13 protein-coding genes and 1 pseudogene are annotated in these 22,119 nt (G+C 37.3%); 5 read left to right on the top strand and 9 right to left on the bottom strand.

All coding sequences use genetic code 11. The annotated features are described in order from the left end of the window. Nucleotides 1–53: 53 nt before the first annotated feature. From IMO47_RS17740 to IMO47_RS17725, 4 genes are all read right to left on the bottom strand, one after another. Nucleotides 54–581: a hypothetical protein gene (locus IMO47_RS17740; RefSeq protein WP_242052697.1), complete on the bottom strand. Its 528-nt coding sequence runs from the start codon at nucleotides 579–581 to the stop codon at nucleotides 54–56. A gap of 341 nt (nucleotides 582–922) precedes the next feature. After that, the gene (locus IMO47_RS17735; RefSeq protein ID WP_227552370.1) at nucleotides 923–1,258 is read right to left on the bottom strand and encodes a hypothetical protein; all 336 of its coding nucleotides are present in this window, start codon (nucleotides 1,256–1,258) and stop codon (nucleotides 923–925) included. Nucleotides 1,259–1,401: 143 nt separating this feature from the next. Continuing rightward, nucleotides 1,402–2,718, bottom strand: a complete 1,317-nt coding sequence (locus tag IMO47_RS17730; RefSeq protein ID WP_196076368.1) for a M15 family metallopeptidase — start codon at nucleotides 2,716–2,718, stop codon at nucleotides 1,402–1,404. A 2-nt stretch (nucleotides 2,719–2,720) separates the two neighbouring features. Next, nucleotides 2,721–5,564 carry a type VI secretion system Vgr family protein gene (locus IMO47_RS17725; protein ID WP_196077845.1) on the bottom strand — a complete coding sequence of 948 codons (2,844 nt, stop codon included), beginning with the start codon at nucleotides 5,562–5,564 and terminating at the stop codon, nucleotides 2,721–2,723. A gap of 593 nt (nucleotides 5,565–6,157) precedes the next feature. Between IMO47_RS17725 and IMO47_RS17720 the strand changes: the two genes are divergently transcribed. Both IMO47_RS17720 and IMO47_RS17715 read left to right on the top strand, forming a co-directional pair. Beyond that, entirely contained in the window at nucleotides 6,158–7,456 is a 1,299-nt protein-coding gene (locus tag IMO47_RS17720) for an MFS transporter (protein WP_196075417.1), read from the top strand. Nucleotides 7,457–7,548: 92 nt separating this feature from the next. Continuing rightward, nucleotides 7,549–7,884, top strand: a complete 336-nt coding sequence (locus tag IMO47_RS17715) for a hypothetical protein (protein ID WP_196075416.1) — start codon at nucleotides 7,549–7,551, stop codon at nucleotides 7,882–7,884. Nucleotides 7,885–7,994: 110 nt separating this feature from the next. On the opposite strand, the gene IMO47_RS17710 is transcribed toward IMO47_RS17715, so the two are convergent. Further along, nucleotides 7,995–10,022, bottom strand: a complete 2,028-nt coding sequence (locus IMO47_RS17710; protein WP_196075415.1) for a DUF4034 domain-containing protein — start codon at nucleotides 10,020–10,022, stop codon at nucleotides 7,995–7,997. Next, a complete protein-coding gene (locus IMO47_RS17705; protein WP_196075414.1) occupies nucleotides 10,019–12,004 on the bottom strand; it encodes a DUF1266 domain-containing protein in 1,986 nt (661 codons plus the stop codon). Before IMO47_RS17705 ends, IMO47_RS17710 begins: the two co-directional genes overlap by 4 nt. 175 nt (nucleotides 12,005–12,179) lie before the next feature. On the opposite strand from IMO47_RS17705, the gene IMO47_RS17700 reads away from it, so the two are divergent. Next, a complete protein-coding gene (locus tag IMO47_RS17700) occupies nucleotides 12,180–12,881 on the top strand; it encodes a Sir2 family NAD-dependent protein deacetylase (RefSeq protein WP_196074821.1) in 702 nt (233 codons plus the stop codon). Nucleotides 12,882–12,934: 53 nt separating this feature from the next. Here IMO47_RS17700 and IMO47_RS17695 read toward each other — a convergent pair whose 3' ends face one another. Together IMO47_RS17695 and IMO47_RS17690 are read right to left on the bottom strand one after the other, a co-directional pair. Beyond that, nucleotides 12,935–13,933 carry a hypothetical protein gene (locus IMO47_RS17695; protein WP_196074820.1) on the bottom strand — a complete coding sequence of 333 codons (999 nt, stop codon included), beginning with the start codon at nucleotides 13,931–13,933 and terminating at the stop codon, nucleotides 12,935–12,937. A gap of 134 nt (nucleotides 13,934–14,067) precedes the next feature. Next, nucleotides 14,068–15,525, bottom strand: a pseudogene (locus IMO47_RS17690) (aspartate ammonia-lyase). A gap of 379 nt (nucleotides 15,526–15,904) precedes the next feature. Here IMO47_RS17690 and putP point away from each other — a divergent pair. Beyond that, a complete protein-coding gene (putP, locus tag IMO47_RS17685; RefSeq protein ID WP_196074819.1) occupies nucleotides 15,905–17,410 on the top strand; it encodes a sodium/proline symporter PutP in 1,506 nt (501 codons plus the stop codon). Between the two features lie 37 nt (nucleotides 17,411–17,447). Here the strand turns inward: putP and IMO47_RS17680 are convergent, their stop codons facing one another. Next, nucleotides 17,448–17,954: an Lrp/AsnC ligand binding domain-containing protein gene (locus tag IMO47_RS17680; protein WP_196074818.1), complete on the bottom strand. Its 507-nt coding sequence runs from the start codon at nucleotides 17,952–17,954 to the stop codon at nucleotides 17,448–17,450. 120 nt (nucleotides 17,955–18,074) lie between these two features. Between IMO47_RS17680 and putA the strand changes: the two genes are divergently transcribed. Continuing rightward, nucleotides 18,075–21,830 carry a trifunctional transcriptional regulator/proline dehydrogenase/L-glutamate gamma-semialdehyde dehydrogenase gene (putA, locus tag IMO47_RS17675; protein WP_196074817.1) on the top strand — a complete coding sequence of 1,252 codons (3,756 nt, stop codon included), beginning with the start codon at nucleotides 18,075–18,077 and terminating at the stop codon, nucleotides 21,828–21,830. Nucleotides 21,831–22,119: the final 289 nt, after the last annotated feature.

Raw genomic sequence — 22,119 nt, 5'->3', positions numbered from 1 at the left:
TATTATATTTTTTTTCTAACAGCAGAACATTAATTTAAATCCAATATAATAATTTAACACTTATTTAAAGTAATTTTATTAAATAATCTAAAATATTTAATAAAATCATTTTTTAAAATTTTCAAATTATCATTATCATCAATAATTTCCATATAATTTGGCTTCTCTGATTTTTCTATCCCCTCTTCATTTAAAAATATGTAACTATAATTTAGACTATATCCTGATAAAAACTTAGAACCATCAAAGTATAAAATATCTTCACTCCCATACCCACCAGAATCGCCATCAACCCTTGAAACAATCACACATTGATTCTTGTTAACTTTATAAATAATTACTTTATTATCTAATATAGGACCTCCATTTTCAATCTCATAGTCAGCAATAAAACTCTGTAACATTTTATACCTATTACCAATCTCGTAACCAGTATATTTAATGTCAGTTTTTGCCTGTACAGTACAAACGCTAAATATAAAAATGATTGCAATTAAAAATCTCACCAAGCATCCTCCACCTAAATATATTACTTTTACTAATTTCTTCACCAGTAAGTAAATTCTCTTTTGCTTTGACATTTGTAGTTATAAAAAACACTATGACTATCCAAATTCTTAGAATCATAATAAAGTCATCCTTTTAAAAAGTTATTTTTTATAATTACTTACCCTTAATTGCAAAAACTGTGGCTTTAAAATACGCCAAGTCTTATCATTCGGATGCAATTCAAAAAATGGGTAATCAGCACTTTTTTAAATACCCCATACTAATCCCAATTTTCTCTCATTAATTTTAATAAGAAAGATATATAAGTTTTTGGATACTTATTAAAATAGATAAAAAACTACTTAGCTTAAGGCTTAATTAATAGGTATTAATAATTTAGAGTTGAGTAAAAATTATTTATGAAAGAATTATATTAATTAGAACACTCACTTAAAGTATTTTTACCAATATCATTTATATACTTACTAAATTCTTTTTCCAACTCAATCAGTGAGTTTTCAATTTCAGGGTTTTCATAATTTACCTCATTTAACTTAATAGAACCCTCACCATTTAAAAATCTATAGTTGTAATTTACATAGTATCCATATAAAACTTTTGAGTTATAAAAATATAAAATGGTTTCTGTACCATATACTCCAGAATCACCATCAATTTTTGAAACAAGAACACATTGTTTTTTATTTATTTTATAGATACTTACATCACTATCAAAGACAGGACCGCCATTTTCCAATTCATATTCCATAGTAAATTCCTGTAATTTTTTAAATCTACTATCAATTTCACTACTTACATATTTATGGAGAAAATCATTTTTAACAAGACAACCAGTAGATAATAATGTTATAGATATTAGTATAAAAAAAATCCTCATATGTATTCCTAATTTTAAAATTTTAGTTTTTTATAATTGCTTACACCAAGTTGTAAAAGTTGCGGTTTTAAATCACGCCATGTTTTACCATTAGGATGTAATTCAAAATGAGGGGGATCGAATATTGTGGTCCATAGCCCACCCCAAATAAGACCAAGACTTTCTCCAATAGGAGCTAATTTCGTTTGATCTGCTACTGCTAATTTTTCACGATCAGCTTTTTTCAATCTAGTATCATAATATACAATTTCTCCATCCCTTACCGACCACACATCTACAGCTAAACCATATTGATGATAACTTTTTAATGGTCCAGCTTTTGTTACACCACCAGATAAAGCTCCTTGTGCAGACGGGCTTCTATATCCATCTGTGATTGTCCAACATATAGCTAATTGTTGATAGCCTGTATTGATTAATTTCACTACATATGGCTGATATACTGGATGAAGTTCAGCAATTCGAGCTAATGCTCTTTTGTAGTGCTTTTCTCCACCACATGCTTCAGGTACCAAACCATTAGCATTAACGGACTCAGGCGATTCCACTGTAGCCACAGGTGTTGACTCCTTATTTTTTGATGCGTCTTGTTTTACTTTTGGAGTTACAGGCTTTTTCTCCTCTGTTTTCTTAGCTATAGCTGATTTTACTTGACGGTCATAAACTCTTAACTTTTGATTAGTGCTTAATTGATCACTACTTAGACCACTTAATCTTTTAATTTCATCAACTGTATTACCTGTTAATTTGGCGATCAAAACTAATGTATCATTTTGCTGAACAACAATAATCTTCGTTTTTTCTTGCTGACTTGGCGTTGGTACTTTTGGCTTTGGTATATTTTCTGAAGAAGACGTAAGATTTGTTTGTTTAACGGGAAGCTTTAATACTTGCCCGGGATGAATATCAGTATCACTTTTTAGACTGTTCATCCTGATTAATTCAGCGGTTGTGGTATTATTATCCACTGCTATTCGAGATAAATAATCCCCCTCGGCAACAACATATGTTGATCTTATATATGCCCCAGTAGCGACATCTTTTGCAGAAAAATTTAAACCTTTGAGCAGTACTTTTGGGCTACGTATGATAAAAGTAGTTTTTTCTCCAATTAACTGTATTTTTACTTTTGACTCATATTTTCCTGAAGTTATACTTCTTACTCGAATATCTATGATTGTACCTATTGGACGCTTGATCCACACTGATTCACCGTTTGTAGTAGTTACAAAGTCTGATATAAGCAACGTGCCCACCCAAAGTTGATGAACTAAACCATTAATAGGTTGATCTAATGCATCTAAAAACCGAATATTTGCTAAACAATCCATAATTATATCTCTTGCTCATGTGAATCACAGTTACAGTGATACTCAAAATCATCATTTTCATTGCCATCATCAATAGATACAGTCCATGCCTGATCTGTGCCTATAAGAATTTCATAGTCTTGATTTTCATCTGTATTTACACGTTGAGTTCGACCATGCGCATCTAAAGTTCCTGAAATGTAGGTACTATTTTTAGTATTGATTAACTTATATTTAACTTCTGAAAATTTATTTTCATAAAATAAGTTATAAAAATCCCATTTATTCGTAAAAGATCTAATATTATTCATGATGGGGAGTAATGGAATTTCAGTTTTAACTTTAACCCCTCCCTGAAACTTCTGTTGTCCAGACTTTACTTCAAACATACGATCTGTTTCGCATAAAATACCTGCACCGTTCAAGGTAATCCTTGAGGATTTGCCTGTAATCTGAACTTCTTTCGAGCTATTGATTTCAACACGGTCTTCTGTCGAAGATATCGTGATCCCAAGTTTGGCAAATAGTTCTAAAGCATTTGCCTGCGCGTGAATATTAAATTTTCCCTGTGCTGCAATAAAGTTGATGCCATTCATCACAGAAAATAAACTTATTTTATTTTTTGCATGCACAATCCAGTTCTTTTGCGCGCTAAAGTTAATGCTGTCACCAGCAATTTGATTGATATGGGCATCCGCAGATAAATGGATATTGTCAGGCGTGCTTAAAGCAATCCCATCTTGGGAACTCAGTAAAAGCACAGCTTGATTAAATTTGGCAATTTCTTGTCGAAGCTGTTGAGCAAATATTTTAAGTTGCTCAACTGATTCTATTTCATCGGTCTTTTGGTTCTTGGCGATATCACTGAGTGCTTTACTTTTGATTTGACTGCCTTCAAGTTGTTTCTTGGCAGGCGCTGCGTCAAGATGATCGCCTTTGGCATGTTCTTGTTGATAGGTCGACAGTAATAAGCCTTGCCCTGCACGTACTGCACCCCATTTATCGGTTCTGAGTTCAAAGCCTTCACCTCTCCCTTCGCTGGTATCTGTCTCTTTTGGATGGCTGAGATTGCCAAGATTCAGCTGGCTTGTTGCATGACTGCTGTGCAACTGAGTACTGATCTGGTTGGTGGTATCGTCAAAACGCAATTGGTTATATCCACCGCCCTGATATTCCTTAGTTTTAATCCCTGCTAATTTTTTGGTATCTGGCAACTTGCCTTGGTCATCAAATTTGGTTGGGTAGCGATATCCTTCATGAATTCGCCCCAGTACAAAGGGTCTGTCAATGTCACCATCACTGAACGAGATCATGACGATTTCTCCAACTCTTGGTAAGAATCTTGCCCCATAGACTTCTCCTGCCCATGGCGTTAATACATCCACCCAAGCCGAGTCGGTATCATTATCGTTCGAGCCTGCGCCACCATCATGTTTGTGGTCTTCGTGACGGGTAAATAAGAATCTTACTTTGATACGTCCCCATTCATCGACATAGATTTCCTCTCCACTCGGTCCGACGACTCTCGCTCGCATTGGATATGCGATTGGTCGATGTTTCAGCGGATTGTATTCAGGAACAATGGCTATATTACGTCGTTGTAGGATGAGTTGATTCGCTTGGCGCTCTTCGCTATTGGGTGTGGTGATATGGGCGAATTGCCATCGGCTTTGTTGGATGAGTGCTTCGACCTGATGGCTAAGGTCTTTGGGTAAATTGTTTTGGTTATAGAAGATCTTGGAGATAATTAAAAATTCATTATTGGAAGAGACTTTTTGATCTAATCGAAAATGATCATTTAGCTCAAACCAATAGCCCACCTGTGCATCTATTACTGTCGAAACAGCAGTATATCGTTTGGCCTGGGCGTCATAATAATTGCTCAAGTTTTGATTAAAATGCTCCACCTGACTGTTGCCCGATGCAGTTGCTCCATCTTCTCCATTCAGGTCTTGAACCCATGCAGGGCTAAACTGCCATACCTGTTCTAAGCCCAGACTCGCGTTATCGTAGCTGCCACTATGTTGATGCTTACTTAAAACATTGCCTGCGCCTTCTTCTATATCCAGCATATCGGCTTGCCATCGTTGGATATGCACAGATGTTGGTTGAAGTGAACGTAAGCCTGTCAATGTCGTGATTGTGTCTTGTTGTTCGACAGCACTGCTACGATGAAAACGGATAGTACGACGTTCTAAGCTTTTATATTGAGCATTGTCATCAATCAAGCGAAGCTTTTGAGGTTGGATGTAGTCGTTGAAATGAGGAACTTTAAGCTGTGTTTCATCAATTAGCCAATTTATTCCTTCACTTCTCATCAACCGAGTTAAAAAATCATAATCGCTTTCAGATACCTGTATAAACATCGGTCTGACATCGTAATCCTTGGTTATACCATAGAGGTCCAAAGTTAGACTTGAAGCAAATAACGAACTCCGTTGTACCCATTCAGAAAAGAGTATTTGAATAACGCCAATAACCGACTTGGCCATAAACACACGGCTATTTCTTCGATATTTCCAAAGCACAGTTGGGTCTTCTACAGTAAGGCGATAAATTGTCAAGGCACCATCCGAGGAACCCAGTTCTGCTTGAGTCACAATTCCTGAAATGCGATTGAGCTCGGATCGATCATTAATCATATCAACAGCTACACGACACCCTATAAAACGCTTTAAAGCGATATCATTTCGTGTAGATAAACAAATAAGTTGTAAATTCATGCCTTCATTGATGGCATGCGCCCCATCGATACGTTGTAAAAATACAAGTTGATTAAGATCAGTATTTGAAAAAGACACATGGATTGCACGTTTTTGGGCAGTAAGACCCATTTTTTCTAAAGCAGAATAAATATTATTAAACATGATTAATTGTGTAGTTGTTCTAAATTAACCATCACCATATAATAAAATATTATGTTTTGTCCATCACAAAGTATTTTTCACATGAATACCAATTTATTGATTTTTTGATAATTTTCACAATATTTTATAAATTACAGAATATTTTATGGAATTCAATTTATTATAGGATTGCTTATCAATTATCTCTGTTATTGTAGAATGTATAGTTATTCTTATATAAAGCTGATAAATAAAAAACTCAATTCACCATTTCCATTGAAATTCTCATTTTGTCCGATCAGTGGTAATATGCTTTTATCCAAAGAAATTTAAAAATCATAAAAAATGTACACTAAACATGTCTGGTTATTGATGTTGTATATTTATTTTATAGCATGCTATTAATCTATAAATTCTCATATTATGCAAATAAAAACAATAGTATTCATGCATTAATTTATAGATAGGCGTGTAGTAAGCTGTGTATTTTTTGTTCCAATGACGCATTTCGTTCATGATTTAAATCTAAAATCATTCAAAGAATTTGGAAGTTAAAAGCCTAATTTTCTCATTTTTAAACATAAATTATTGCAGCACTAGAATAAGGATGTTTTATGACTGAAACACATACCTATGCGCCTCACGAAAAACGTAATCGTGTCATGGCAATTGTCGGCGCTGCATCTGGTAACTTAGTGGAATGGTTTGACTTTTATATTTATGCCGCTTTTGCCACTTATTTTACCCACGCATTGACTGCACCTGATATGAATGACTCCACCAAAGCGATTTATGTATGGGGAGTTTTTGCTGCCAGTTTTTTTATGCGCCCGATTGGCAGTTGGCTGTTTGGTTGGATTGGCGACACTTTTGGACGTAAAAAGTCAATGATCATTTCCATTAGTTTAATGGCAGTCAGCTCATTTTTATTTGCAGCACTTCCAACCTATGAACAAGTCGGCATGGCTGCGCCGTTTTTATTGTTAGCTGTCAGATTGTTACAAGGGCTTTCAGTAGGTGGTGAATATGGGACAGTAGCCACCTATATGAGCGAGGTTGCTTTAAAAGGTCAACGTGGTTTTTACTCATCGTTCCAGTACGTGACACTATCAGGCGGACAGCTCTTGGCGAGTTTACTTGGCGTGATCATGTTGGCACTGATGTCAAAAGAACAGCTCATGGATGGTGGATGGCGTATTCCATTTATCATTGGTGGTGTGGTCGCGATTCTGTCCTTTTTTGCACGTCGTCATCTCAAAGAGACTTTGTCTGAAGATGATGGGCGTAAAGAAGGCTCAGGTAGTCTAAAAGAGTTGCTGACTAAAAATTGGAGCACCTTTTTACTGGTGGTGGGTTATACCTCTGCGGGTTCTCTATGTTTCTATATCATCACTGTATATTCCAAAACCTATATTACCAGTTTAGGATTTGCTGATAAAACAGTAGGTTATATGATGACCATTGCACTGTTTATCTTTATGTGTGCTCAACCCTTGTTTGGCATGCTGGCAGACCGCATTGGCAGACGCTCATCCATGATGCTATTCAGTATCACCTGTGGTATTTTTATCTATCCAGTGATGGTGATTGCAATGCCTTATTTCAGTGGTTCAGCTGTGATTGTAACTTTGCTACTGATCTTCCTTATGATGTTGCTGAGTTTTTATACCTCGATTAGTGGGTTGGTAAAAGCCGAAATGTTTCCACCGCATATCCGTGCACTCGGTGTAGGTTTTGCTTATGCCGTTGGTAATGCTATTTTTGGCGGATCAGCTCCGGCGGTTGCATTAAAACTGAAAGATTTAGGGCATGAAAATACATTCTTCATCTATGTCATTGTCATGCTGGTTATTTGTTTATTCTGTAGCATGCAGTTGCCTAAACAACCCAAATATTTACATCACGACCATTAATACACTGCAATGATTTAAGGTCTGTTGATACAGACCTTAAATTTGCTGTAAAAAACCAATAAATCAAAACGATAGAATATTTTGAGCAAATAATGAAAAGACTGTTGCTTATACTCGCCTTTATAACGATTAATTTGAGCGCCTATGCCGGAACACAAAACTATATTTTGGTGGATGGTGGTGGCACAGATGACCTTTCATTGATGTTGAAAAATATACAGGGCAAGACGATCCATGCCTATTGCAATCAGAAATGTGGAAAATGGTTCGATCCAGATGAAGAAATAGATGGACAAACATTAAAAAAGCAACATATCAACAAAAAAGTTCAGGCAGAGATCAAATTTGAAAAAAATGCAGGACGGGTGGTAGGTCCTAGTCATGATGAATCATTTTACTTTATCAAATACATTAAATTATTCGAATAATCGTCCTCCATACTTTGCAATGATATAAACGCATCTTGAATATTCCTTTATTTAAAATAAATCAAAGTGTTGATAAAATTGCATACAACACTTTGACCACGAACAGTTAATTAAAACAATACGTCTTGTCGTCCCGGCATATCTTCAACAGGGATTTTGTCGACAGTAAATTGATATTTTAAAATCTTTTTCATCGAATCCGTTTCAACCACAGCAATTGCATTCAACACCTCATCATTTTCAGGTTCTTGTATGCGAGCCGCTTCACACCATTTTACTGCGGTCGTATAGTCAAAGTAGTGCGCACGATTGGCTTGATCTGCGTAAAGCCTTGCTAAAGCACTCATTGCCTTAATATGTCGATTCCAGCCATGTGATATCAATTGTGGAATAATAATATCACCAAGCTCGGGATAATAACTGTAGTGATATAAGCGATCCGCATATAGGTCTATGATGTCATCTTCAAGTTCTTGATATTCATAAGTACCCTCCGTGCGTGATTTTTCAAGCCCAATTCTAGCCTGTTCAAAATAGTTTAAACTTTGCTGTAATAACGGAAAGGGATTGCTTTCATCATCTTTAATACCCCGATTGAGGTAATTTACCCCCATATTGTACATGGCAATATAATGCCCTTGTTCTGCTGCCTTATTTGAATATTTTTTTGCTATATCTACATCATATAAACTTGAGTCTTCTCTTGAATGAATATATCCACAAGTGAAGCTAGGATTGACATAACCCAGTTCTGATGCGGCGTGCAGCATATCAATCACATCAGGATAGCTTTCAAGTTCATCAAAACTTTTATAGACACGATAGAAGCAACAGTATTCACCTTCAGGAAAGGCTTTCGGCTTTTCTAAACTTTTGGCAAACTCAAACCAAGACTGGGCGACCAATGGATTTTTTTCTACACCAGACCAACCCTGTTGAGCAAGTAATCCATAGAGAACCGCAGCACTGGCTAAGGTTTTTCGGTTTGAAATCGCAATATGACCTAAAAAATCATGATCTTTTGCATATTTAAACCAATAATAAATAGCACGTTGCAAATCATATTCATCAAATACATCATGCCCAATCGTGTGCAAATAACAATCGAGAATTTTTGCATCAGACTCATTCAACAAGGTATAAAAATAGGCTAAACGCAGATAGATTTTAGCGCGATTTTTTTCACTCAAAGGACGTTTTAATAAATCCAACGCGATTTGAATATGTTTTTTGATCTCCCCAGTTTGATCATCGGAGTAACTGTCCTCTACAGTGTCATACCACATCACAAAGTGAAGTTCATTTTTTTCTATTTCAGTAAAATGATCACACCAATCAGATTGAATAAACTCAATAATTGCCTGATAGTTATAACCCCAACGCGGCAATAAATACCAACAATAATCAATTGCAGCAACAAGACCATACTGAGACTGATCAAGAAAAACTTTCAACCAAAATGCCGCTTCATTTTGCGGTAAATCCAATTCAGCTTTTAAATCCAGATAAGGTTTCAGCATGTCTGGAATCTGCTGAGGCAATGTCAAAGCTAAATCTGTTGATAATCCACTTAACTTGGCAATTTTCTGCAATTTGGGCTTAATGACATGTTTTAAATTTTGAGGTTGTTTCTGTTTAAATAGCCACTTATCAAACCACTTTGGTTCATCCAGTTTTGCTGCTGCATTCAGTAAATGAATCACAACAGTCCATGCGTTAGGAGAAAAAACGATTGCCTGCATTGCAGTGGCATAAATTTGCTTTTGTGCTTCACGAGCACAATCCCACATATCTTCTGAGACTTGGTTTGCCCAAGATCCCCCACGATATTCTGAAGCCCAAAATGCCCAATAGCGCACTTTGATCACATAAGGAAAAAAACTTTCAGGATATGTTTTCGACCACTCTTCAAGGTGCTGAAGCGCCTGAGGTCCTTGGTTTAAAAACATCTCAGAAAACATCTGATAAGGATAAGCAAACCACTCACTTTCCCATTGAAATGCACTTTTCTCAGTTCGGCTATTCCAGAGTTCAGTAAAATATTGCTCTAAGGCTTCATATTGTTTATTTTCCAATAAACCAAGGGGATACTGTCCCTCTTTTCTTAAAGTTTCATGGACATACTCGGCTTTAATCATGATGAAGCTTCCATACTGTAATTGGAGGATGTCCGAGTTGAATCAAATGCGATGGGCTGTATTTTTAAGTCGGCAAGTTCTGGCAGCAGTGCCAAATTCCAGTCTAAAGATTTCCAATTACACACGTTTTTTTCAAGATATTGCTGGATTTCAAAACGTGCTGATTTATCATAATTGTTATAGTCTGAATGGCGTATGATCAAATCAATTTCTCGACCTTGCGCATAATATTGCCCCATTTCCTGCCAACTTGTGCAACACTCTTGAATGATTTGGGCTGAAGCCAAAATATATTGCCAAGCTTCATCTTCTTCGACATATTCAAACTGATGCAGCAAGCGCATCATGATAATTTTTTGGATGTGGGCATAGACCAAAACATCCCGGTAATAGGGTCTGGCTTCTTGATTTAAATCATACCAACCATATAAGTCACCAACATAAAAATACTCTTTTAAAAAGAATTCAATTTTTTGCAAACGTTCGATTTGGCTATTTTGTTCCAATTTCAAGAGTTGGTCTAAATGTGTTCTATATTTTGCTTCTTGATTTTTAAAATCATCCAGCATGAGTGTATCAATGTCATCACAAGAAATTTTATTGCGTACATAAATCAAATCACCTGTTGCCAAAGCCCATTTTTTTCTTTGATTTGCCCTGCTTTTTAAAAGTGGCATTGCAGGAATTGCAAAAATAAACATTAAAATTTTAAATATCCAGCCAACCCAAGGAATCTGGCTGAGCAAACCCAATACTAAAAAAATGAGATAAAAAGGGAGTAAGATCAAATGTAAAATAAGCGGAAGTGTTTTCTTCTTTTCAAATTTAAGTGAAATATTTAGTTTTCTTTGATCAAAATCTGTTTGATTAAATTGCATGACTTGTTGAATCAAAGTGTTTTGTGGATTTTGAATATATTCCTCTTTATTTGTTGCCAACATCATCCATTGTAAAACCGAGCTTTGCTGTGTACAAAGTTCCATTAAATCTGGATTTTGCATCACTATTCCTTCGACAACCAATGGATCAGTTAATTCATAAAAGTAAAAATATGGCAGTAGTTCACTGTGCAATAAGCCATTTTTTTGTTGCTCAACTGAACCGTCAGTTTGCTGTGGGTCTAAAAGTTCAGGACGGTATATAATTCCAAGATTCGAACAATCTGAATTGTGGTTATTTTTGGGTTGAATATGATTTAAAAACAATAAAACATCATCAACATATTTTTTAACAGGAACTTGGTTCTGTTTCCCCTTAATTTGCTCAATACACCACGCATCTCCATCCCACTCCAAACTGATCGTGACATGTGGCTTATTGGAAGCATCTCTTAGGCTAAAATAACGCAATAGACCATATTCTTTCTGGGTTACATAATGCTCACCATAACCATCTTTAAGTTCAGTCAGATTGGCGAACTGTCCCAGACAATGCTGCATATAACGTGACTCAAAAGCCATCTCTTTACGCAGTAACATTCCTGTTGCTGTGATTTCAATAAAACGTCCCGTATCTACTTTTAACACCTCAGTAATCGCGTGTTCAGAACTGTCCCATTGCCCTTTTTCTAAACGCTTTTTCATCGCTTCATGATCTTTATGCCAAGCATCTAAGACTTGGTCATAAGTCATTTTCATGAATTTACCTTTTAGATTGGTTTTGAGTCTAGAGTTAAAAAATTCCAAGAGTGGTTTCTCTAGTGCTAAAATCTGTTCATGCAAAGAATCAATATACAACATCTGACTATCTGGCTGTTGTTCAAGTTTTTTCAAAAACCATGCAGGAATCGGCTGAGGCAACTGGCAGATTTTCCAAGCAGCAACTGAGTTGACATGAAAGACAGGATGAAAATGCTTAATCACATATTCAAAGAATTTTTTTTCTAACCATTGGGTAATTTCAGGGTCATCTTTACGGCGTTGGCTACGTTCTACTATTGTTCTTTTAAGTTCAGGTGCATTGACAATATCTCGTGTTTCCATGCTATTCCATTTAATGTATTTCTACTATATTACAGTCTGATTTTTATAAAAATATTCCAAATATCGGAATATTTAATGTGAATAGTTTATAACAAAATACGGTCTAGAAAATAGAACTCCCTAAAAATTAACTGCATTTATGTTAGTATTTTAAAAATTTTCAAATGCTTATATCATGAAAAAAATGGTGATTTTCTCAGGTGCTGGAATGAGTGCGGAAAGTGGTATTGATACCTTCCGTGATCGTGGCGGATTATGGGAAAATTACAATATTCAAGAAGTTGCCACACCGGAAGCATGGCAACGTCATCCTGAGTTGGTTCAGCGTTTCTATAATGAACGTCGCAGAAATATACTTGAAGCGAAGCCCAATCTTGCACATAGGATCATTGCTGAGCTTGAAGAATACTTTGATATACATGTCATTACTCAAAATATAGATGACCTTCATGAACGTGCCGGGAGCCAAAATGTCATCCATTTACATGGCAATATCAGACTGGCCAAAAGCTCAAAACCACATGCACAATACAGTAACGAATTTTATCCCATTATTGGATGGGAGTTGGATCTAGAAAAGGATCAATGCCCTGAAGGTTATCCACTCCGCCCACACGTAGTCTGGTTTGGAGAAGCAGTACCCGTTTATGAACAGGCAATCCATATTGTTCAAGATGCAGATATATTTATTGTAATTGGTTCAACATTAACTGTTTATCCTGTCGCAGGATTGATTCATGAAATTCCACAGGCTTGTGAGGCATATTATATTGACCCGCAGGCCAGTCATTCGCGTGTACCTGCACAATACGAGTGCCTAAAAATGAATGCAACTGAAGGTATGCAGCAACTTTTTGAAAAATTTACCGCGCATTAAAAAACCAGTGTAATTACACTGGTTTTGCTATTTATTTAAAAAGCTTCGCAGCCTTATTCGTGTTCATCTGTTGAATTAATTTGATCTTTTTTTTCACTTTTTACAGGTTGAGTAGAAAGCGAATCATTGAATAACTTATTCAGCAAAGGTTTCGTCAATCGATAAATAGCCAGACCAACAAATAGCAATAAATACAGTGGCCAGATGGTTATTAGAATAACCAATAAGTCCAAAATAAATTGCCAACCATATTGAATACCTTCCCAAGCACGTTTCCAGAAACCGTCGCCATTTAAACGTGCTACTGCATCTACATCAACATCCAAACTTTCACGAACCATGGCGGGCTGTTTAATACTGATGCTGATGGTACTGAAACGGACACGGTCTTGCACTTCAAGCTGTGTTAAACGAGAAATTTCATTCAGTTGGGATTGTTTGGTATCGCTAGGTACGGTCTGAGTTTGTGCCATTTTTTCTTCTAATAGCTTTAACTCAAAACGTTTTGCAGAATACTGTTGCTGGTTTAAAAAGTACATTAAAGGCAACAATTGATTTACATACACAGCAGCTTTATCACTTGGCACTCGTACAATAATTTCTGCATGCGGATCAACTTTTTCAAAAACGCGAATTTTACCATCACCGATTTTTTGCGTTTGTGTATCTAACACATCAAAGCTGATATTTTTCTGCTCAATAAAACCACCTGCCTGAAAAGTGAGCTTATCGATTTCTAAAGCAGTTTTCACTACATCCTTAGCAGTAAAATTAACCTGTGCTTCTCGCACCATACGACGCGCTTTTTCTGCTTGACTGACATCTGTGCTTAAAATGGTTTCAGGTTTTTGTTCAGTCACAGGTGTGGTGTCAACACTATTTTCAGCAGCTTGTTCATTACTTTTTTCAGCAGCATCCGCGGCTTGTGCAGCATCATGCGCAACCACTTGTGAATCTTGTGCAGATGCACTTTCAGCAGCTTCTTCCGCTTTTTTTGCACATCCGGAAACTAGAACGAGACTAAGCACAAGGATTAAATGTTTATTATTCATAAATTATTGACTTTAGTTAATGATTTTTAAGTTTTTGGGATTATAAAGATATTTTTTGTTTTTTACCATGCATAAAAATACAGCATCGAAATGCTGTATAGTGAACTGATCTATTTTATTGATTTAATATCTGTTTAACCTGTATGTCCCATTTCATCATAAGACTGCACCGCAATTTCAGAAATCATATTTTCAAATGAGAAAATTTCATCCAGCTGTTGTTGTGTTAACAAGCCTTGTTCCAATACCACTTCTTGAATAGTTTTATTTTCAGCAATGCACAGTTTCCCGATTTCATCACATTTTGCATGCCCTAAAATTGGATCAAGTAAAGTAATGATGCCCACACTGCGCATTACAGCTTCATAGCATGTTTTTTCATTGGCAATAATGCCCTGAATACATTTTTCATCCAAAGTTTGAATCCCATGAATCAATAACTCAATGGATTCATTCATCGACAGTGCAATCACAGGCTCCATCACATTCAACTGTAATTGCCCTGCTTCAGCAGCAAAAGTAATCGTCAAATCATTGCCGATCACTTTAAAGGCAATTTGATTGACCACCTCTGGAATAACAGGATTAACTTTTGCAGGCATGATTGATGAACCTGCCTGTAATTCGGGCAAGCGTATTCCCCATAATCCTGTACGAGGTCCAGAACTCAATAAACGTAGATCATTACAAATTTTAGAAAGTTTGACAGCCAAACGCTTCAATGCACTGGAAAGAATGATAAAAACACCACAATCGCTGGTCGCCTCAACATAATCTTCAGCGTCAATCAACTTTAAACCGGTTAAAGCTGTTAAATTATGATTGACTTGTGCTGCATAACCATGCGGCGTGTTTACACCTGTCCCGATTGCAGTCGCACCTAAATTAATTTCCAATAAAAGTTCTCGTGTTTTTTGAATTAAACGCACATCTTCTTTTAATAGGGTAGCAAAGGCATGAAATTCTTGCCCCAGTGTCATTGGTACAGCATCTTGCAATTGAGTTCGTCCCATTTTCAGTACAAATTGAAACTCTGATGATTTTAAAATGAGCGAACTGATCAAATTGTTGATCTTTTCAAATAACAGATCTAAAGAATAATATGTTGCCAGACGTAATGCTGTTGGATAAACATCATTGGTGGATTGTGATTTATTGACATGATCATTGGGATGAATAATATCGTATCGACCTTTTGCATAGCCAAGCGACTCTAAAGCAATATTTGCAATCACTTCATTGGTATTCATGTTGATGGATGTACCGGCACCGCCTTGGTAAACGTCTGATGGAAATGAATCTTTCCAGTCTTGAGGATTTTCAATCAACTTATCACAGGCTTGTTGAATGGCTAGACTCATCTCTTCAGATATTTTGTTAAATTGAAAGTTGGTCTGTGCCGACGCTTATTTAACTTGAGCTCATGCACGTATAAAAAAGCTTTGTTCACCAACCGTATGTTTAGAAATATTAAAATTTTCTAAAGCTCTGACGGTATGGATGCCATAATAACTATTTACAGGTACTTCTTTGCTTCCCAATAAATCTTTTTCTATTCTTGTAATTTCTGCTGCAAGTTGAACTGTTTGCATGGGATATTCTCATTATTTATGCATTCGAATTATGCATTTACCATAATATTCGCTCTCTACAGCGTTTAGTAATAGCAAAATATGTCATTTCTATCCGCAATTTTCTATTTGATATCTACTTTGTTGCTCATGTAACTTTATGTAACCACATTCATGAATACTGCTTTGATTTGAAACTTCACTGTGCTTTATTTAAATTTACTTTATAAATACCAATTTAGGTCTTTGTATCTCAATGTACAATTGGATACAAAAAGCTTGCATAATCACCTTATAAAAATTACAGCGATATTTTTTATTTATGTGAAAGAATCCGCTCGTGAAACTCATGTGAAAAAAATAAAACTTGGAGATCTACTCCACAAGGAATGAATTAGATATGGACTCAATCAACCCCACAGTTGTGACCTTTATTTTCTACATTATTGCAATGGTCTGTATCGGCTTATATGCCTATAGAAAGACCACTGATTTTTCAGACTATATTCTGGGTGGTCGAAGTTTAGGTAGTTTTGTCACCGCGCTTTCGGCAGGTGCATCAGATATGAGTGGTTGGTTGCTCATGGGTTTACCAGGTGCAATCTATCTTACAGGTTTATCGGAATCATGGATTGCGATCGGCTTAATCATCGGTGCATGGTTAAACTGGTATTTGGTCGCAGGGCGTTTACGTGTTCATACTGAAGTACAGAATAATGCCCTGACATTGCCCGATTATTTCACCAGCCGTTTTGGCGACAAGAAAAAAATTCTACGGATTATTTCTGCATTGGTCATTTTGATTTTCTTCGGTATCTATTGTGCATCTGGCATGGTCGCGGGTGCACGTTTATTCGAAAGTATTTTTGCAATGAACTATACCACTGCACTTTGGGTCAGTGCGATTGCAACCATCAGTTATGTTTGTATTGGTGGTTTTCTTGCAATCTCTTGGACAGATACATTCCAAGCAGGTTTAATGATTTTTGCGTTATTGCTGGCACCAATTATGACCTTTTTAGCGGTTGGAGATATGCAACACGTCACCCAGCTCATCGAAACTGCCCGTCCACATGCAACAAACATGTTTCAAGGGGTGAGTTTCATTGCCATCATATCGTCAATGGCATGGGGCTTAGGCTATTTTGGTCAACCTCATATTCTCGTTCGTTTTATGGCAGCTGATTCTGTCAAATCTATTCCGAATGCACGCCGTATCGGTATGGCTTGGATGATTCTTTGTTTAGCAGGTGCTGTTGCTGTAGGTTATGTCGGTATTGCTTATTTTCAAGCACATCCAGATATACCCGCAGCAGCAATTGTGGCAAAAAATCCTGAAACGGTATTTATGGAACTCACCAAAATATTATTCAATCCCTGGGTTGCAGGTGTTGTTTTGGCGGCAATTCTTGCTGCTGTAATGAGTACCCTAAGCTGCCAACTTTTGGTATGTTCAAGTACATTAACTGAAGATTTATATAAGTCGTTTATCCGCAAAAAAGCATCACAGACTGAATTGGTTTGGGTTGGTCGTTTGATGGTACTTGCAATTTCAGTATTGGCCATTATTTTAGCCTTCAACCCTGAAAGCAAAGTACTCGGCTTAGTTGCCTACGCCTGGGCAGGTTTCGGTGCGGCATTTGGACCCTTGATTTTACTTTCAGTATTCTGGAAGCGTATGACTTTGAACGGTGCTTTAGTCGGGATTATCGTCGGTGCTGTAACTGTTATTGTCTGGAAAAATACCATGGCTGCAACTGGTCTCTATGAAATTATTCCTGGTTTTATCTTCTCATTTATCAGTATTGTGGTAGTGAGCCTATTGGGTAAAGCACCTGAAAAAGAAGTCACTGATCGTTATGATCATGCTGAACAAATATATACACGCGAAATGAAAAATTTATAATCGTCGAATATGCAATCAAAAAGGGGCTGATGCCCCTTTATGATTTTTTGGCTTTTGCTTTGGATTTAAAATTAAGATGTAACTGCGAACTGTCTTTTATTACTTCCATGACTGGATAGCTCCGTGTTTCCTTTACACCAGGCAATTGCCACAATACTTGTCCAGAAATATGTCGAAATGCTTCCATATTGGCACAGCGAATTTTCACCAAAAAATCAAAGCCTCCACTAATCATATGACAAGCCATGATTTCTGGATATTGAAGTACAGCCTCTGAAAAAGCATCCAAGACATTGGGCGTGGTTTTATCTAATAAAATTTCAACAAATACCACAAAATTTGCCCCCAGCATCTTGGGGTTAAGTTTAGCCTCATAGCCAAGAATATACCCTTCTGCAGAGAGTTTCTGTACACGCGCCAAGGCTGCTGTTGGAGACAAGTTCACTTCTTCTGCAAGTTTAATATTGGAAATTTTGCCATCTTTCTGCAAAATTTCTAAAATCCGAATATCTATACGATCCAGAGTTAAATACGCACTTTCCATAGAATAATTCTCTAAATATTCTTAAAATTATAGTGAGTTATTCACCAAATATTCTGTAATCATAAATTATATAAACCACACAGCTCAACAAAAATATTTGCGAGTCACAGGATGTTGACAATGAATATCAATTCCCCCCAAATTTCAGACCCTAAACTTGCACCTTGTTTAGATTACATTACTGAATTCAAAGAAAAAACTAGTTTTGAAGAGGCAATTAACTCAGCATGGCGTCGAGCTGAACCAGAATGTGTTGAAAATCTGATTGAACACAGTCAACTGTCTGAAGAAATGAGTCAAAAGATCTATGACACCGCATTTGATTTGGCGCATAGCTTAAGAGATCGTAAAAGTTCATCAGGCAAAGCGGGGATTGTGCAAGGCTTGCTTCAAGAGTTCTCATTATCTTCACAAGAAGGAATCGCCCTGATGTGTCTGGCAGAGGCATTGCTGCGTATTCCAGACAGTGCCACGCGTGATTTGCTGATTCGCGATAAAATCAATCAAGGCAACTGGAAAGATCACTTGGGTCAAAGTAACCTGATGTTTGTCAATGCTGCAGCATGGGGATTGATGCTGACAGGTAAATTAATGGAAACACCGAAACAGTCTAGTCTTTCAGGAGTGCTCACTGCGCTTCTGGCACGTACAGGCAAAGGTATTATCCGTAAGGCGGTTGATGTTGCCATGCGTATGATGGGTGAACAGTTTGTAACTGGAGAAACCATTGAAGAAGCATTGGACAATGCCCAAACACTTGAACATAAAGGCTTCCGTTATTCCTATGATATGCTGGGTGAAGCCGCTCTCACGGAACATGATGCAGATCGCTATTTTGATGATTATACTCAAGCAATTCATGCGATTGGCAAAGCATCAGAAGGCAAAGGCGTTTATACGGGTCCAGGGATTTCCATCAAGCTTTCTGCCCTCCATCCACGTTATCAACGCTCACAAACAGAACGTGTTCATCATGAACTTTATCCACGTATTTTAAATTTAGCCCTATTGGCAAAAAGTTATGATATTGGTCTAAACATTGATGCTGAAGAAGCTGATCGTCTAGAACTTTCGTTGGAGTTGCTGGAACGCTTGTGTTTTGAGCCACAACTTGCTGATTGGAAAGGCATCGGCTTTGTCATACAAGCCTATCAGAAACGTTGTTTCTTTGTGGTAGATTATATCATCGACCTCGCCAAACGAAGTCAAAAACGCTTAATGATCCGTTTGGTTAAAGGTGCTTACTGGGACAGTGAAATTAAAAAAGCACAAATTGATGGCTTTTCAGACTATCCTGTCTTTACCCGTAAAGTTCATACCGATTTATCTTATATTGCCTGTGCAAAAAAACTACTTGCAGCACCAGAGCAGGTCTACCCTCAATTTGCTACGCATAATGCTCAAACGCTTGCCACAATTTATCAGCTGGCAGATCCACAAAAATATTATTTGGGGCAATATGAATTCCAATGCTTACATGGCATGGGTGAACCTTTATACGAACAAGTGGTAGGAGATATTTCGGCAAAAAAATTGGGCATTCCTTGTCGTATTTATGCACCTGTCGGCAATCATGAAACCTTGCTGGCTTATCTTGTACGTCGTCTTTTGGAAAATGGTGCCAACACTTCTTTTGTCAATCGTATTGCAGATAAAAATATCCCTATAGAAGATTTGATTGAAAACCCAGCTCAGGAAATTATTGCAACTGCGCAAAAAGAGCAGCATATCGGCTTGAAACATCCTGCAATACCGCTACCACCTCAGCTATATCAGGGAATTCGTCTAAACTCTCAAGGTTTTGATCTTGCCGATGACAGCCAATTAAAAGCTTTAAATCAAACAGTTCAACATTTTCTAGAGTATCAATGGAACAGTTATAGTTTAGTTGATGAAATTGATATATCGAATTTTGATGCAGCTCATTCACAAAAAATTCTTAATCCATCAGATCATACGGATATTGTCGGTCATGTCATTGAAGCTGAATCTGCACATGTAGATTTGGCTTTGGACAATGCACATCGAGCATTTGACGCATGGAAAAATACCTCAAAGGATTTTCGTGCCGGTTTACTACTGAAAGCTGCTGATCTGATGGAGGCGCGTCTTCAAGAGCTTATGGTGTTACTCTGTCGTGAAAGTGGCAAAACCTACAGCAATGCCATCGCTGAAGTACGTGAAGCTGTTGATTTCATTCGTTATTATGCTGCGCAAATGCAAAGTACAAATGGGGATTTTGCGCCTCTTGGAACAATTTTATGTATCAGTCCGTGGAATTTTCCCCTCGCAATTTTTACTGGACAAATCTCAGCAGCCTTGGTTGCAGGTAATACAGTGATTGCCAAACCCGCAGAACAAACCCCTTTGATCGCAGCACAGGCAATTCAAATCTTTTGGGAGGCGGGTATTCCACGTTCTGTCGTGCAATTACTTCCTGGACGTGGAGAAACAGTCGGCGCAAAACTCAGTCAAGATGAACGTATTCAAGGCATTATGTTCACAGGTTCTACAGAAGTGGCTAAAATTTTGCAAAAAACAGTTGCTCAACGTCTGAGTCCCTCCGGCCAACCCATTCCATTGATCGCTGAAACAGGCGGGCAAAATGCCATGATCGTGGATTCATCTGCCCTGACTGAACAGGTGGTGATTGATGCAGTTAACTCAGCTTTTGACAGTGCTGGTCAACGTTGTTCTGCACTGCGGGTATTGTGTGTGCAGGAGGACAATGCAGCCACTTTAATCAAAATGTTGAAAGGTGCCATGCAGCAATTAAATATCGGACAACCGATTTTACTCAAGACGGATATCGGACCTGTAATCGATCTGGAAGCACAGCAAAATATTGCCAAGCATATTGAAATGATGCGTAGTAAAGGTCATAAAGTACATCAATTGGCTTATGACACACCAAGTTCCGACTTAAATCTGGGCAATTTTATTGTTCCAACACTGATTGAATTGCCAAACCTTGATGACTTGAAACGCGAAGTTTTTGGTCCCGTATTGCATGTGATTACCTATAAATACGGAGAGTTAAAACAACTTTTAGCTCAAATTAATGGCAAAGGTTATGGTTTGACCATGGGTTTACATACGCGTATTGATGAAACGATTCAAACTACCATTGAACATGCTGAAGTGGGTAATCTATATATCAACCGAAACATTGTGGGTGCAGTTGTGGGAGTTCAACCTTTTGGTGGAGAAGGACTTTCAGGTACAGGTCCCAAAGCGGGTGGTCCCGTTTACTTATATAAACTGATGCAACAAGCGGAGCTAGCGCCTGTTGCCTTTGGCACAATCAAAAATATTTCTGAACAGTTGAATTTGGCATCTTCGGAAGTGCAAAAGCAATTCCAACTTTGGGCAAAACAAAAATATCCTCAAATTAATCTGCATTCATATACTTCACCACTGGCTTTATACTCACTGCCTGGTCCCACGGGAGAATCAAATCAATATCATATAGTTGCGCGTCACCGCATCGCAGTGATTGCAGCGCAAGAAAATGGTTTATTGAACCAATTCAATGCTGTAATGACTTTAAATAGCAAAGTCGGCATTTTAGCGGCAAATGCGTTGGCTCTAAAAATGATCCAATCCATGCCAAAGAGTTTGCAGCAACAATTTTTTATGATCAACGACTTATCCACTGATGAATTTGATGCAGTACTCCATCAAGGCTCTACGCAAGATTTGAAAATCTTACAGACCACAATAGCACAACGTCAAGGCGCTATCGTTGGAATCACACATCTTCATGATGCCAATGATAAGATTTCACTTGTACCTTTACTCATTGAGCGAGCCATCAGTATTAATACTGCTGCTGCGGGTGGAAATGCAAGTTTGATGACCTTAGACCAAGCTTAAAAACAGTTCAATCTTTTCCATACCAAGTCAAAGTCATTTGACTTGGTTTTTTTCAACATCCCACTTGCGAAAGAAAGTAAATGTTTTTAAAGATAAAATCCGCACAATTCATATCATCCAATCCAATATCAACAACTTGGTAAAAAATATCCTGACGTTCGAGACGGTGTATTTTGTAAAGCATGGATTTTTCAGCCTGAGTCTTGGTATTGGCCGTGGTGACAATCAGAGTATCGTCTGGTCAATCGATCAACATTTTTTATAAAATATAGGGCTGTGAAATACCTTA

Origin of the sequence: Acinetobacter sp. Res13-Abat-PEC15-P4-01 (assembly GCF_015676285.1) — a bacterium.
Lineage (GTDB): Bacteria > Pseudomonadota > Gammaproteobacteria > Pseudomonadales > Moraxellaceae > Acinetobacter > Acinetobacter nematophilus.
The sequence above is the reverse complement of the archived record's forward strand: the minus strand, read 5'-3'. Positions and strand labels throughout refer to the sequence as shown.

Excerpts from the sequence above, each read along its gene's own strand:
- IMO47_RS17740 (WP_242052697.1), bottom strand. The coding sequence starts at position 581 with ATGTCAAAGCAAAAGAGAATTTACTTACTGGTGAAGAAATTAGTAAAA.
- IMO47_RS17735 (WP_227552370.1), bottom strand. The coding sequence starts at position 1,258 with ATGGAATATGAATTGGAAAATGGCGGTCCTGTCTTTGATAGTGATGTA.
- IMO47_RS17730 (WP_196076368.1), bottom strand. The coding sequence starts at position 2,718 with ATGGATTGTTTAGCAAATATTCGGTTTTTAGATGCATTAGATCAACCT.
- IMO47_RS17725 (WP_196077845.1), bottom strand. The coding sequence starts at position 5,564 with ATGTTTAATAATATTTATTCTGCTTTAGAAAAAATGGGTCTTACTGCC.
- IMO47_RS17720 (WP_196075417.1), top strand. The coding sequence starts at position 6,158 with ATGACTGAAACACATACCTATGCGCCTCACGAAAAACGTAATCGTGTC.
- IMO47_RS17715 (WP_196075416.1), top strand. The coding sequence starts at position 7,549 with ATGAAAAGACTGTTGCTTATACTCGCCTTTATAACGATTAATTTGAGC.
- IMO47_RS17710 (WP_196075415.1), bottom strand. The coding sequence starts at position 10,022 with ATGATTAAAGCCGAGTATGTCCATGAAACTTTAAGAAAAGAGGGACAG.
- IMO47_RS17705 (WP_196075414.1), bottom strand. The coding sequence starts at position 12,004 with ATGGAAACACGAGATATTGTCAATGCACCTGAACTTAAAAGAACAATA.
- IMO47_RS17700 (WP_196074821.1), top strand. The coding sequence starts at position 12,180 with ATGAAAAAAATGGTGATTTTCTCAGGTGCTGGAATGAGTGCGGAAAGT.
- IMO47_RS17695 (WP_196074820.1), bottom strand. The coding sequence starts at position 13,933 with ATGAATAATAAACATTTAATCCTTGTGCTTAGTCTCGTTCTAGTTTCC.
- putP (WP_196074819.1), top strand. The coding sequence starts at position 15,905 with ATGGACTCAATCAACCCCACAGTTGTGACCTTTATTTTCTACATTATT.
- IMO47_RS17680 (WP_196074818.1), bottom strand. The coding sequence starts at position 17,954 with ATGGAAAGTGCGTATTTAACTCTGGATCGTATAGATATTCGGATTTTA.
- putA (WP_196074817.1), top strand. The coding sequence starts at position 18,075 with ATGAATATCAATTCCCCCCAAATTTCAGACCCTAAACTTGCACCTTGT.